This window comes from Sphingomonas nostoxanthinifaciens (assembly GCF_019930585.1).
Classification (GTDB): Bacteria; Pseudomonadota; Alphaproteobacteria; order Sphingomonadales; family Sphingomonadaceae; genus Sphingomonas_I; species Sphingomonas_I nostoxanthinifaciens.
Genome location: NZ_CP082839.1, coordinates 418,590 through 431,339, shown reverse-complemented (window position 1 = coordinate 431,339; position 12,750 = coordinate 418,590). Strand labels below are relative to the sequence as shown.

Sequence of the window (12,750 nt, the reverse complement as noted above, 5' to 3'; positions counted from 1 at the left end):
CGATCATATGAGTGATTCCTTTGGCCTTTCCGGCGACGCCAAGGCCCAGCTGCTCGGCCGTCTTTCGACACGCCGCGTGATCGATCCGGTCGAGGCCGTTCCCGAACCGAAGGCGCCGCTCGGCCGCCCGGAGGTGGCCGCCGATCTCGACATGGTGCGCCGCGCGGGTGAGGCGCTCGGTATCACCAACCCCTATTTTCGCGCGCACGAAGGCGTCGCCGGCGCGACCACCGTGATCGACGGCAAGACCTACGACAATTTCGTGTCGTACAATTATCTCGGCCTCAACGGCGATCCGCGCGTGAATGCTGCCGCCAAGGACGCGATCGACCGTTACGGCACGTCGGTATCGGCCAGCCGCATCGTCTCGGGCGAGCGGCCGATCCACCGCGAGCTGGAACGCGCGCTCGCCGACATCTACGATGCCGAGGACGCGCTGACCTTCGTCTCGGGCCATGCCACCAACGTGACGGTGATCGGCCATCTCGTCGGCCGCGGCGACCTGATCGTCCACGATTCGCTCAGCCACAACAGCATCGTCCAGGGCGCGCTGATGAGCGGTGCCCAGCGCATTGCTTTCCCTCACAACGATCTCGACGAGCTCGAGCGGATGCTGGCCACTGCGCGCAGCGGCGCCGACCGCGCGCTGATCGTGGTCGAGGGGCATTACAGCATGGACGGCGACGTGCCGGACCTCGCCCGCCTGATCGCCATCGCCAGGCGCCACCGCGCGCACCTGATGGTCGACGAGGCCCATTCGCTGGGCGTGCTGGGCAAAAACGGCCACGGCATCGCCGAACATTGCGGCGTCGACCCGCGCGAGGTCGACGTGTGGATGGGCACGCTCAGCAAGACCCTGTCGGGCTGCGGCGGCTACATCGCCGGATCGGCCGCGCTGATCGATTACCTGCGCTTCTCCGCCCCCGGCTTCGTCTATTCGGTCGGCCTGCCGCCGCCGGTGGCCGCGGCGGCGCTGGAAAGTCTGCGGATCATGGCGGCGGAGCCAGAGCGGGTGGCGCGGCTGCAGGCGAATGGGGCGCGCTTCTTGGCTGCATGCCGCGCGGCGGGGCTGGATACGGGTCCATCGATCGGTACGGCGATCGTGCCGGTGATGACGGGGAGTTCGATCGTGGCCGCACGCGCGGCAGACGCGTTGTTCCAGGCAGGTGTCAACGTGCAGCCGATCATTTACCCCGCCGTGCCGGAAAATGGCGCGCGGCTGCGGTTCTTCATCTCGTCGAAGCATGAGGTGGGGCAGCTGGCCACGGTTGCGGCCCGTCTGCAGGATGTGATTGCGGGCGTCGCGGCGCATGGTATCGATCTCTCGCAGCTCGCCCACAAGATGGTCGCCCAGTAAACGCCTCGTTGCAGGGGCGTATAGGCTTCATGACTTTGTATTTGACTGACGCAACATGATCGACCACCGGCCCGGCCCGCGGATCATTCTCGATCTCACACGCCTGCTAGCGCGTGTCATGCATTCGACGCCGACAGGCGTCGATCGGGTTGAGATGGCCTATGCGCGCGGGTTGCTCGATGCCGTACCTGATCGGCTGTCCTTCGCGGCGGTCCATCCGATCGGGAACGTTTATGGTCGCTTGCCGGCGGCGGCGGTCCGGCGCTTCTTAGACGGCACGCAGCAGCGGTGGGCGACGCGGGATATCATCGCACGGCTCGATCTCCGCAAAAGTGCGATGCGTGCCCTCTGGGAACTTCGGCCGAAAGTTAGAATGATCGGCAGCGGCGAGGGAAGGGCTGTCTATCTCAAGGCATCACCCAACAATTTGACTGATCCGGCGCTGGTCGCGTCGATTCTCCGGCGCGAGCGCGCCGCGCTTGCGTGTCTCGTCCACGACCTTATCCCACTCAAATATCCGGAATATGCGCGCGCCAACGGGGCGGCTCTACATGCACGGCGGGTCGAGACGATGGTGACGCAAGCGGCCGCTCTGCTCTGCAATTCGCAGGCGACGCTCGACGCCCTCAAGCCTTATGTCGAGCGCGCCGGTCGGCCCATCGCGACCGCCTTTGCCCATCTCGGCATCGATCCGCCAGCGCTGCGCCCTGCGGATCGGCCGGCGGACGATCGACCCTATTTCGTCTGCATCGGAACGATCGAGCCCCGCAAGAACCACCTGCTGCTCTTGCATCTGTGGCGGCGGCTCGCCGAGCGGCACGGTACATCCGCCATTCCGCGGCTGATTGTGATCGGCCGGCGTGGCTGGGAGAATGAGCAGATCGTCGACATGCTCGAACGCTGCCCCTCGCTCGTCGGCTGCGTGGAAGAAAAGGGCGGCTTGGCTGATCGCACCGTGCAGTGGCTGCTGGCCGGCTCGTGCGGTCTGTTGATGCCGTCGTTCGCGGAAGGATATGGCATGCCGGTAACGGAGGCACTGGCGCTCGGCGTGCCGGTGATCTGCAGCGATCTTCCTGCTTTGCGGGAGGCCGGCGGCGACGTACCTGATTTTCTCGATCCGCTCGACGGCCCGGCGTGGGAGCGTGCCGTCTGGGCGTTCAGTCGCCCCGGATCGCAGGCCCGTGCCGCGCAGGATCTGCGCAGGCAGAGCTGGATTCCCTCCTCCTGGGCGGATCATGTCGCAATTTTGTTGGAACTCCTGCATAGGATCGGATCATGAACGCCCGGATCTCTCATAGTGCGTCCGGCAGCCTGCTCCAGGCACTCTCGGTGCAATGCCGTGTCATCGGCGCGCTCATCCTGCGCGAACTGCATACGCGCTACGGGCGTGAGAACGTCGGCTATCTCTGGCTGTTCGCCGAACCGATGCTGCTGGCGACCGTGATCGGCCTCATGCACAAGGGTGCGGGCCACACGGCCTACGGCGCGGACATCAAGCCGCTGCCTTTCGCCGTGATCGGCTACACGACTTACATTCTGTTCCGGGGTATTGTGAACCGCTCCGAAGGTAGTTTCGAAGGCAATGCTAGCCTGCTCTATCATCGGATGGTGACGGTGCTGGACGTTACCATGGCGCGCTGCCTACTGGAATTCGCTGCCTGTTTCTTGACGATGGCGGTGATGATGGGGTTCCTCGTCGCCACCGGCCTCGCAGATCCTCCTGCGCGCCCATTGGTTGTGCTGGCAGCGTGGGGGCTGATGTTCTGGTATTCGACCGGCCAAGCACTGCTGATTACCGCTATTTCATACGAGAATCGCACGGTCGGACGCCTCGTCCATCCTTATTCTTATTTCATGGCAGGCCTGTCCGGCGCCTTCTTCCAGATGGAATGGCTACCGCATCCGTTTCGCGACTGGCTGGGCTGGCTGCCAATCACCAGTATTTTCGAAATGGTCCGTTACGGCCAATTTCAGTCGGCAAAGCTGCAATATTGCTACACCGAATATTTGATAGGTGCATGCTTGTTGCTGACGTGGATCGGCATGGTCGCATTGACTAACATGCGCAACCGGATCCACCTTTCGTAATCCGCAATTCCGAAAAATAGCGATCACAGGATCTACCATGAACGTGCATGGCATTATGCTTCCGGCGTCCGAGCAGAGCGAGCGCCGCCGTGCGAATCCGTGGACGGAAACGTTCGCCTGGCTGCGCCGCCGCCGCATGTTCATGCTTATCGTCGTTCTGCCGACACTGCTGGTGGGCAGTTATTTTTATCTCGTGGCCTCCGACCAATATGAATCGGAGGCCCATTTTCTTGTGCGTTCTACGCATACTGCGGAGGCGCCGGCGGGCATTGGCATGAGCCAGGCGCTTAGCATGGTGACGGGGGCAAGCTCGTCCCAGAGCGAGGCGATGAGCGTGGCCGATTACCTTACCTCACACGACGCGGTCGCCACGCTGCGGCGGGACAATGATCTGGTTGGCCGCTATCATGATCGGGATGCGGACGTTTTCAGCCGCTTGCGCCCGTCCAATCCCACGCCCGAATATCTGCTGCGTTATTTCCAGGGCGTGGTAAAGGTGAACTATAATTCGGAGACGGGCATCACGACGCTGCGGGTGCACAGCTTCCGCCCGCAGGACAGTTTCGCGATCGCCCGCAGGCTTCTCGAACTGGGTGAACTGCGCGTCAACATGCTCAATGAGCGTAGCTATCATGACGCGATCGACATGTCGCGGCGCCAGTTGGCCAAAGCCGAGACCGATCTCGCCGCGGTCCAGGCGCAAACCACGCGCTTCCGCCAGACGCGCGGTGATATCGACCCCAAGGCGTCGGGAGAGGCGCAGATCCAGCTCGTTTCCACTTTGACCGGACAGCTGGCCGCAGCGCGAGCCCAGCTCAATGCGATGGGCGGCATGGTCAATCATGGCAGCCCGCAATATCAGGCGCTGGCCAGCCGCGTGAGCGCGCTGCAGGCTCAGGTGGCTGCGCAGAGCGGGAGGCTGACCAACGGCAATCATGCGATCGCCACCGATATCAGTGGCTACGAAAGCCTGAAGCTGCGGGAGCAATTCCTCGCCAAGCAATATGAATCCGCTGCCACGGCGTTGGATCGCGCGCGTGAAACGGCGCTGCGCCAGCAACTCTATGTCGTGCGGATTGTCGATGCCAACCTGCCGGTCAAGGCGCTCTATCCCGAGCGCGGCCGGATCATGCTCACCATGGTATTGGCCCTACTGCTGACCTATTCAATCGGCTGGCTGATCGTGGCAGGCGTGCGTGAGCACGCGGCCTGACGATGACCCCAGCGCCCGTCGATGCCGCACGGCCAGCACGGCCAGCACGGCCAGCACGGCCAGCCGCCTTTCTCGATCGGGATGGCGTACTCAATATCGACACTGGTTATTTGCACGATCCGGCAGAGTTGCGGCTGACGACCACCGCAATCGAGGCGGTGCGGCTGCTGAACGATGCAGGCTATCGGGTGATCGTGGTCACCAACCAGTCCGGCGTCGCCCGCGGCCTGTATACCGAGCAGGATGTCGCGGCGCTGCACGCACACATGCAAGCCGTGTTTGCGACAGCTGGAGCCCGGATCGACGCTTTCTATTACTGTCCCTATCACCCGGACGGTATCGTCGCGCCGTTTGCGCGCGAGCATGAAGATCGTAAGCCCGGCGCCGGCATGCTGCTCCGCGCGATGCGCGACTGGCCGACGCTCGCGGAGCTCAGCTTTCTAATCGGCGACAAGCCGAGCGACATGGAAGCGGCGCGACGGGCCGGTATCGCCGGCATATCCGTTCCGCCCGATGTGGCCGATCTGGCGTCGGTGGTATGCCGACTCCTTGCCGAAAGAAATGACGCCCGGCCTCGGTGCGAGGAAGCTGCCCGCAATGGCTGCTGACGCGATCCGTGGCATCCACGGTTTTCAGGACTGGATCGTAACGCAGGCGCTTCCATTTTGGGGGGAGAGCGGGTTTGATTCGCAGCGCGGCGCTTTCCATGAGCGGCTGAGCTTTTCCGGTCAGCCGGTGGACGTGCCGCGTCGTGCGATGGTGCAGGCGCGACAAGTCTATGTGTTCGCGCATGCCGCTGAGCGGAACTGGTTTCCGCGAGGAGCAGAAATAGCCAATGACGCGCTGGCTAGCCTCGTTCGTGACTATGCGGACCAATCGGCAGGCGAGACTGCATTCGCTTTTTCGGTCGATACGCGAGGGCAGATTGTGGAGCCGGCGCGCGACGCCTACACCCACGCCTTCATTCTGCTCGCGCTGGCCTGGGTCTATCGGCTGAATGGCGATCGCATGGTGTTGCGTCTGGCCGCCGAGACGACCGCCTTCATCGATCGTGCGCTGACGGACCCGATCCACGGCGGCCTCTTCAGCACGTCTTGGCGGACGGATCCGGCCAAATGTCAGAATCCGGTGATGCATCTGCTTGAGGCCTATCTGTTCTTGGCGGAGGTCGCGCCCGGACAAGGATATGAGGAACGAGCAACATCGCTCGTCGCATTGTTCGAGCGACGATTGTTCGACCCTGTGCACGGCGTGCTGGCCGAGACGTTCCTGGAGGACTGGTCTTCCGACGGCCGCTCCCGCGTTGAGCCGGGCCATCTGTTCGAATGGTCGTGGCTGCTCGACTGGCATGGCCGCGTGACTGGACTGCCGTCATCTCAAGCGGATCGGCTTCGCGCGACCGCGATTTCGACCGGCTTCGCGCCGTCAGGCCTGATATGGGACGAAATCGACGCAGCGGGAAGTGTTTTGCGTCGGACGCATCGGTTGTGGCCGCATTGCGAAGCGCTGAAATCCTTGGCGATCCGCGATGAGAAGGGGGAAAAGACCGGGATGACGCTACATAATATCTGTACTGTCCTGCTCGACAGATTCGTCGGCCGTCCTTTCGCCGCCGGCTGGATCGATTGCGTCGACGAGGCTGGAAGGCCGTTGAGCGGGGACGTGCCCGCCAGCTCGCTCTATCATCTATTCCTGGCAGCTGCCGAGCTCGACCGGACGGCGGCGATGCGGCGCACGCTCGACGGCGCTACGGCCTGAGCGTTATGTCAGCACCGCTCGATCTCGACCGTATCGCCGGACATCGCGTTGCCGTGATCGGCGATATCATGCTCGATTGTTACATTTCGGGCGAGGTCGAGCGATTGTCGCCCGAGGCCCCGGTGCCTGTCATGCGCGTGCGCGATGAGCATTCGGTTCCGGGTGGTGCGGCCAATGTCGCGGCGAACCTGGCGAGCCTGGGCGTTGTAGTGGAACTGGTCGGCATGGTGGGCTCCGATCCTACGGCGGCTGAGATCGAGAAGGCGATCAACGCCCACGGCGCCGTAGCCTGCACCCGGATTGTCGTTCCAGAGCGCCCAACCACGCGCAAGATTCGGGTGATCGGCGCACGCCAGCAAATCGTGCGCATCGATCACGAGGATGCCTCGCCTTTCAGCCCCAACATCGAGGCCGAACTTATCGCCGCCGCGGAGGCGGCGGTCGATCGCGCCGAACTGGTCGTTCTCTCGGACTATGGCAAAGGCGTCTGCTGCGAGAGCGTCCTGCGAGCCGTACTCGATCATGCGCGCGCGCGGGGCAAAACCGTCATCGTGGATCCCAAAAAGCGCGACTTCGGCATCTATCGGGGTGCCACGATCCTGACTCCCAATCGGCGCGAGCTTACCGATGCCACCCAGCTGCCGTGCCAGACCGATGAGGAGGCGCTTGCGGCGGCTCACGCGGCGCAAGGCGCGAGCGAAGCCGCAATCCTGCTGACGCGGTCCGAAAAGGGCATGTCCTTCTATCCGGTCGACGGCGTGCCTATCCACATGGCGACGGTGGCGCAGGACGTTTTCGACGTGTCCGGTGCCGGTGATACCGTGGTTGCGGCGCTGGCTGCCGCGCTGGTCGCGCATATGTCGTTGGCCGACGCGATGCGGATCGCGAACCATGCGGCCGGCATCGTTGTCTCCAAGCTCGGAACCGCGGTCGTGACGCGCGATGAGTTGGAGGCCTCGATGCTGATGAATCAGCTGCACCACGGGCATGACGATCTTGGGTTGCAGGCACTGCCCGCGCTGGTCGCGCAACGCCGCGCTTGGGCGCAGGAAAAACTGACCGTCGGATTCACCAATGGATGTTTCGACCTGCTTCACCCGGGGCATATCAGCCTGCTGCGCCAAGCAGCGGAGAGCTGCGACCGGCTGATTGTGGGGATCAATGCAGATGCGTCTGTGCGCCGGCTCAAGGGAGCCACGCGCCCCGTGCAGGACGAAGCGGCGCGCGCGACTGTGCTAAGCGCGATTCGCGGCGTATCGGGGGTACTCATTTTTGCCGAGGACACACCCCGCCAGGTGATCGAGGCGCTGCAGCCGGATGTGCTGGTCAAGGGCGCCGATTACACGATCGATCGTGTCGTGGGTGCGGATATCGTGCAGGCTCGCGGCGGGCGGGTCATTCTAGCGTCGCTCGCCGAGGGACATTCTACGAGTCGCCTTGTCGCCGTCGCACGCGACGGCGACAAGGTCTTGACCGCCGCTCTGCCGCTGCACAGCGGGGCCTGACATGCCGCTGCTACCGATGCCCCAGATCGAACGCCTGGCGCGTGGTATCGATGCCAAGCTGCGGCCGCGAGCGGCGCTGGCGTCCCGTCTGGCTCGAAGAGCGGATGCGGCGCGCGATGCGCGGCGCCTGACATTGGCCGCGGCCCTCTACAGGGAGGCGCTCGATCTCGCCCCGCGCCGAATCGGCATCCGCATCCAACTAGGTCATATGCTCAAGGAAACGGGGCAGTTCGGGGAAGCTGAGCGCCACTATCTTGAGGCGGTGCGCTGCCAGCCGAACAGCGCCGACCTCGCAATGCAGATGGGTCATTTCTACAAGGTGACGGAAAGGCCCGACGAGGCCGAGAAATCCTATCGCCGCGCGATTGCCCTGCGCCCTGGCTGGGCGGAAGCGCTTGACGAACTTGTTGGGCTCGGCATCGGCGAGGTGGCGTCGGCAGGTACAGTTTATGATCTCGACCGGCTGGCACCGGAGCTTATTCCGCTAACCGAGGCAGTGGAGCCTGATGCGGTTGCGCAGGCAATCCGGGTCAGTCGGCTGGGTGCCCGGCGCGAGCGCAGCCGCTGGGGAACGATGAAGGTGCTCCGCGGGATCGAGGCGATCCGGGGTTTCTGCACGTCGACGAGCCCGATCATCGAGATTGCGGTGATGCTCGACGGCATCGTCATCCACACCATGACGCCCAAGGCCGCCAGCACGGAAGGAGGCATGTCCAAATATGTCTTCAATATCTGGCTTAATTTTGCGCCATTCGAGCATGGTCCGCACCAGCTCGATTTGCGCGCTTATGACAGCATAGGCCGGGTTCGGGGCTGGCGCACCACCGCGCTGATTGCGCCGCCGCAGATAGAAGCGGACCTGCCGGATTCAGATGCGCTCGTCGCGCCTGCCGTCGCTGACCCGCGCCCGATCGAGGAGCAGATCAGGGCGCGTCCAAGCATGGTCCGCAATGCCACGCGCCGGCTGCTGCCGGCTGCGCCGAGCGCCGTGCTCGTCCAGCGGGTCGACCAACTGGGCGACATGGTTTGCTCCATTCCGGCAATCAAGCGCCTCCGCGAGATCGTCGGCGGTGCGAAACTGGTGGGGCTGGTATCGCGCGCCAACGAAGGCCTTGCGCGATCGTCGGGACTGTTCGAGGCGCTCGTTGTGATCGACTTTCCGGAGGATCTGGCGACCGGACGGCGCGTGATGCCGCTAGAAGCCCAGGAGCGGCTGCGCCAAGAACTGGCAGCTTACAATTTCGATATCGCGATCGATCTGTGCGAGGGCGGCGGAAGCCGTCCGCTGCTCGCTTTGTCGGGTGCGCCCTTCACCTTCGGCTTCAAGGGGCGGGAATTTGCGTGGTTGTCGGCAGGCCTCGACTGCAATGCACACGATCCCGCCAACCGGCTCGAGGTCATGTCGCAATCACAGAAGGTCCTCGCGCTGGTCGAAGCGTTCGGCGCTATCTTCCAGAGCAAAGCGAGCCCACATCGCCGTAACGATCTGGATAGGCGGTTACTCGAACATTACGACATCCGCGGCAATCAGCGCTTTGCGGTGCTGCATGCGGGTGCGCGGCTCGTATTCAGCCGGTGGCCGCATTTCGAGGCGCTAGCCAACCAACTGCTCGACCGCACCGACCTGACCCTGTTGCTGCTCGCTGACGAGCCGATGTTCAGCGCGGCCCGGTTCGGCACGCGCGCTGACCGTGTCCGCGTGATCGAAGGAAAACTGCCGTTCGACCATTTCGATGCGATGCTTTCTTTTGCCGATCTGTTCGTCGGCAACGATTCGGGACCCAAGCATATGGCTGCGCTGCGTGGGACGCCAGTTATAAGCCTCCACATGGCCCGGCTCGACTGGCGCGAATGGGGGCAGGAAGGGTTTGGCCGGATCATCAGTAGGCGCGTGCCCTGCGCTGGCTGCGCCATTTCGCGCGACGGCAATGAATGCGGTCGTGACTTCACCTGCATTCGAGACATATCACCGGAGGAGGTGGTGGGTGCCGCGCTGGATCTACTCGCAGAAGCCGCATCTGCAATTCCGCTGACCGGCCGCGTCTCCGCATAGTCCTGACAAATAAGCAAGACCGTGTAGAGCCTGACCGAACTGAGAGAACGGAGCTCCGATTTGCTGCACTTGGAACATTTTGACCTCGGGCAGGCGTTCGATTGGCATTTCCAGCAGGGTGCAATCCGCGGTTGGGGCGCGGCGGAAGATGGCAGCGGGCCGCTGCGCGTATCGATTGGCGTGGGCGACGAGGAGTTGGCGGCGGGCATCGCCGCTCTTCATCGGCCCGATCTGGTCGGCATTTTCGATGATCCCGCGCTGGGGTTCGATATCGCGATCGATTTCGATCTCCATATTCTCCTGCGCGAAGGCATTCGCGAATTGCGGATCCGCGCGGTCGCACCGTCCGGCCAGGAGGCAGGGGTGCAGCTGGTGCCCGTTGCCGAGGCCGTGATTGCGATGTGGCGCAACGCGCGCGAGACCAGCCCCCTGCGCTGCTACGGTCGGGGCTTCGTGATCGACAATCGCGATGAATTCGCCGCCGGCCTACCGCTGATGTCCGACGTGGAGAATGACAGCCGGCTTTGCGGCCTAATTTTCGTGAAGCTAGCGGCGTTCGGCGACTTCCTATGGTGGAAGGAAAATGAGCCCGGCGTACTTGATTGTCTGCGGCCGCTCGAACGGATCGGCCCGCGTGCGGCAGCCGCGGCGGCGGCCGGCAAGCTGCTGATCGTGCTGGATATGTCGAACGAGGGGCAGGCATGTGCCGGCGTCGACTATTTTCTGCATCCCTTCCACGCCGCGCTGGGGCAGCGCGGCATCCCGCTCGATCGCTGCGTGCTCATCACCCAGAATCGAAGGTTCGCGGAGGATTATCAGGCGCGCTGGCCGGATGGGATGCGCGTTCTGACGCATGATTATTATATCCGCCGCTTCGCCGGCCTGCAGAACAAGGCTTCTACGGCGGAGAGCCTGGCAAGGCGCGTGGCCGCCCACCTTGGCCAGCGTGGTCGACTGCGCGAGCGTGCCTATCTGTGCATGAATTTTACGCCGCGCACCCACCGCATCGCCACGCTTTCCCACATTTTCGGTTCCGGTCTGGACCAGCGCGGCTTCCTGTCCTTCGCCGGCTTTGACACGATCAAGATGAAGGTCAGCCAGTCCGGTCTGCCCGAGGACTGGGAACAGACCGAATTACTCGCCACGGGACTAGCGCGCCTGCAGGAGCGCGGTCGCATGACGCTCGATCTGCCACCGGAGGGCGATACGTCGGTGCCGGAATTCAAGCTCGGCGACCAGGTCTTCTACGACGAAAGTTATTTTTCGCTGGTGACCGAGAGCGAGGTGGCGCCCCGAGATCTGGAACGCATCACCGAGAAGGTGATCAAGCCGATGGCGATGTTCCATCCGGTCGTGATCGTCGGCAATTGCAACTCGCTGGATTTGTTGCGCGAGCTGGGTTTCCGTACCTTCTCGCCCTTCGTCGACGAAAGTTATGATGCGATCGAGGATCCTCAGCAGCGTTTCCGCGCCGCGATGGTCGAATTCGAGCGGCTCCTGGCGATGAATGCCGGGCAGATGTGCAACTGGTACGACGCAATGTCGGACATTCTGGTGCACAATTTCTTCACCGCCAACACGCTGCTCGATCGCTGGTATCGCCATGTCGCCGAACCGAACTTGTTCCGCGCCCTCGCCGATGCGGCCGAGGCGCGCGGAGCGGCGTAGCATCTTGCCGGTTCGTTGGTCGCTGTCCTCCGCTTGACCGGCGGCAAGTGTCTATCTACGGCTTGGCATATGATCCTTGGGGACCGACAGCGCGTGTTGGCCGCTTTCCTTCTTGTCCCGTTTATCCGGATCCGCTCGGAGGTCGTCCCCACATGACGGGCACGATTTTCGTTACGGGTAGTGGCGGTATGGTGGGTCGTAACCTGCTTGAACATGCGCACGCCGCGGGATATCGCATCCTGGCCCCGCGCCGGGCGGAGTTGGATCTGCGCGATGCCGAGGCCGTCAGTCGCTATGTCGCTGCGCACCGGCCCGATCTGATCATTCAGATCGCGGGGAAAGTGGGCGGCATCGAGGCCAACCGACGAGAGCCGAGTGCTTTCCTCGTGGAAAATATCCAGATAGGTCTCAACGTGGTCTTGGCTGCACGCGAGCAGGGTGTGCCGCAGCTCTTGAACCTTGCCAGTTCGTGCATGTACCCACGCGATCATCTCGATCCGTTGCAGGAGGACATGGTTCTCACGGGCATGCTGGAGCCCACCAACGAAGGCTATGCGCTCGCTAAGATCGCGACCGCGCGCCTCTGTCGCTACATTCGCACCGAAGAGCCGGCCCTTCGTTACAAGACCATCATCCCGTGCAACATCTACGGTCGCCACGACAGCTTCGATCCGATCCGGTCGCATCTCGTTCCGGCAACACTCCGCAAGGTCTGGGAGGCGCAGCAAGCCGGCTCCCCTGCAGTATCGATCTGGGGTGACGGGACGGCGCGGCGCGAATTCATGTATGCCGAAGACCTTGCCGACTTCGTCTGGGAAGCGGTGGAGCGGTTTGACGATCTTCCCGACGAGATCAACGCGGGACTAGGCGACGATTATTCGGTGAATGACTATTATCATGTCGCCGCACAGATCGTCGGGTGGGACGGCCGCTTCGTCCACGAACTTGATCGGCCCGCCGGCATGGCCCGCAAGCTGGTCGATGTCGGCAGGCAGCGCGCGTTTGGATGGCAGCCGCGTTTTACCCTCGAAGAGGGCATGCGCCGCACCTATGAATATTTTCTCGGGAAGCAGGCGCGATCGGCCGCCGGCGCGGTCGCGGCATAGCA

Annotated in this window: 10 protein-coding genes; all 10 read left to right on the top strand. The window is 63.3% G+C overall.

The window, feature by feature from the left end; genetic code table 11:
• Window positions 1–7: 7 nt before the first annotated feature.
• The 10 genes from K8P63_RS01985 to K8P63_RS01940 all read left to right on the top strand — a co-directional run bounded on the left by K8P63_RS01985 (window position 8) and on the right by K8P63_RS01940 (window position 12,748).
• On the top strand, window positions 8–1,357 hold the full coding sequence (locus tag K8P63_RS01985) for an aminotransferase class I/II-fold pyridoxal phosphate-dependent enzyme (RefSeq protein ID WP_223798217.1): 1,350 nt from the start codon (window positions 8–10) through the stop codon (window positions 1,355–1,357).
• 118 nt (window positions 1,358–1,475) lie between these two features.
• Entirely contained in the window at window positions 1,476–2,636 is a 1,161-nt protein-coding gene (locus K8P63_RS01980; RefSeq protein ID WP_223798216.1) for a glycosyltransferase family 4 protein, read from the top strand.
• A complete protein-coding gene (locus K8P63_RS01975; RefSeq protein WP_223798215.1) occupies window positions 2,633–3,445 on the top strand; it encodes an ABC transporter permease in 813 nt (270 codons plus the stop codon). Before K8P63_RS01980 ends, K8P63_RS01975 begins: the two co-directional genes overlap by 4 nt.
• A gap of 37 nt (window positions 3,446–3,482) precedes the next feature.
• A complete protein-coding gene (locus K8P63_RS01970) occupies window positions 3,483–4,658 on the top strand; it encodes a lipopolysaccharide biosynthesis protein (RefSeq protein WP_223798214.1) in 1,176 nt (391 codons plus the stop codon).
• Window positions 4,659–4,660: 2 nt separating this feature from the next.
• A complete protein-coding gene (locus K8P63_RS01965; protein ID WP_223798213.1) occupies window positions 4,661–5,266 on the top strand; it encodes a D-glycero-alpha-D-manno-heptose-1,7-bisphosphate 7-phosphatase in 606 nt (201 codons plus the stop codon).
• A complete protein-coding gene (locus K8P63_RS01960; RefSeq protein WP_223798212.1) occupies window positions 5,256–6,416 on the top strand; it encodes an AGE family epimerase/isomerase in 1,161 nt (386 codons plus the stop codon). The genes K8P63_RS01965 and K8P63_RS01960 overlap by 11 nt, the downstream gene beginning before the upstream one ends.
• 5 nt (window positions 6,417–6,421) lie before the next feature.
• Complete coding sequence (rfaE1, locus tag K8P63_RS01955) at window positions 6,422–7,921, top strand: D-glycero-beta-D-manno-heptose-7-phosphate kinase (RefSeq protein WP_223798211.1); 1,500 nt, start codon at window positions 6,422–6,424, stop codon at window positions 7,919–7,921.
• A 1-nt stretch (window position 7,922) separates the two neighbouring features.
• The gene (locus tag K8P63_RS01950; RefSeq protein WP_223798210.1) at window positions 7,923–9,974 is read left to right on the top strand and encodes a glycosyltransferase family 9 protein; all 2,052 of its coding nucleotides are present in this window, start codon (window positions 7,923–7,925) and stop codon (window positions 9,972–9,974) included.
• Window positions 9,975–10,034: 60 nt separating this feature from the next.
• Window positions 10,035–11,642: a hypothetical protein gene (locus tag K8P63_RS01945; protein ID WP_223798209.1), complete on the top strand. Its 1,608-nt coding sequence runs from the start codon at window positions 10,035–10,037 to the stop codon at window positions 11,640–11,642.
• Between the two features lie 152 nt (window positions 11,643–11,794).
• Entirely contained in the window at window positions 11,795–12,748 is a 954-nt protein-coding gene (locus tag K8P63_RS01940) for a GDP-L-fucose synthase family protein (protein ID WP_223798208.1), read from the top strand.
• The last annotated feature ends 2 nt before the right edge of the window (window positions 12,749–12,750 follow it).

What these genes read in the sequence shown, in the direction of transcription:
- K8P63_RS01975 (WP_223798215.1), top strand. Translation starts at nt 2,633, where the DNA reads ATGAACGCCCGGATCTCTCATAGTGCGTCCGGCAGCCTGCTCCAGGCA.
- K8P63_RS01980 (WP_223798216.1), top strand. Translation starts at nt 1,476, where the DNA reads ATGCATTCGACGCCGACAGGCGTCGATCGGGTTGAGATGGCCTATGCG.
- rfaE1 (WP_223798211.1), top strand. Translation starts at nt 6,422, where the DNA reads ATGTCAGCACCGCTCGATCTCGACCGTATCGCCGGACATCGCGTTGCC.
- K8P63_RS01970 (WP_223798214.1), top strand. Translation starts at nt 3,483, where the DNA reads ATGAACGTGCATGGCATTATGCTTCCGGCGTCCGAGCAGAGCGAGCGC.
- K8P63_RS01960 (WP_223798212.1), top strand. Translation starts at nt 5,256, where the DNA reads ATGGCTGCTGACGCGATCCGTGGCATCCACGGTTTTCAGGACTGGATC.
- K8P63_RS01965 (WP_223798213.1), top strand. Translation starts at nt 4,661, where the DNA reads ATGACCCCAGCGCCCGTCGATGCCGCACGGCCAGCACGGCCAGCACGG.
- K8P63_RS01940 (WP_223798208.1), top strand. Translation starts at nt 11,795, where the DNA reads ATGACGGGCACGATTTTCGTTACGGGTAGTGGCGGTATGGTGGGTCGT.
- K8P63_RS01950 (WP_223798210.1), top strand. Translation starts at nt 7,923, where the DNA reads ATGCCGCTGCTACCGATGCCCCAGATCGAACGCCTGGCGCGTGGTATC.
- K8P63_RS01985 (WP_223798217.1), top strand. Translation starts at nt 8, where the DNA reads ATGAGTGATTCCTTTGGCCTTTCCGGCGACGCCAAGGCCCAGCTGCTC.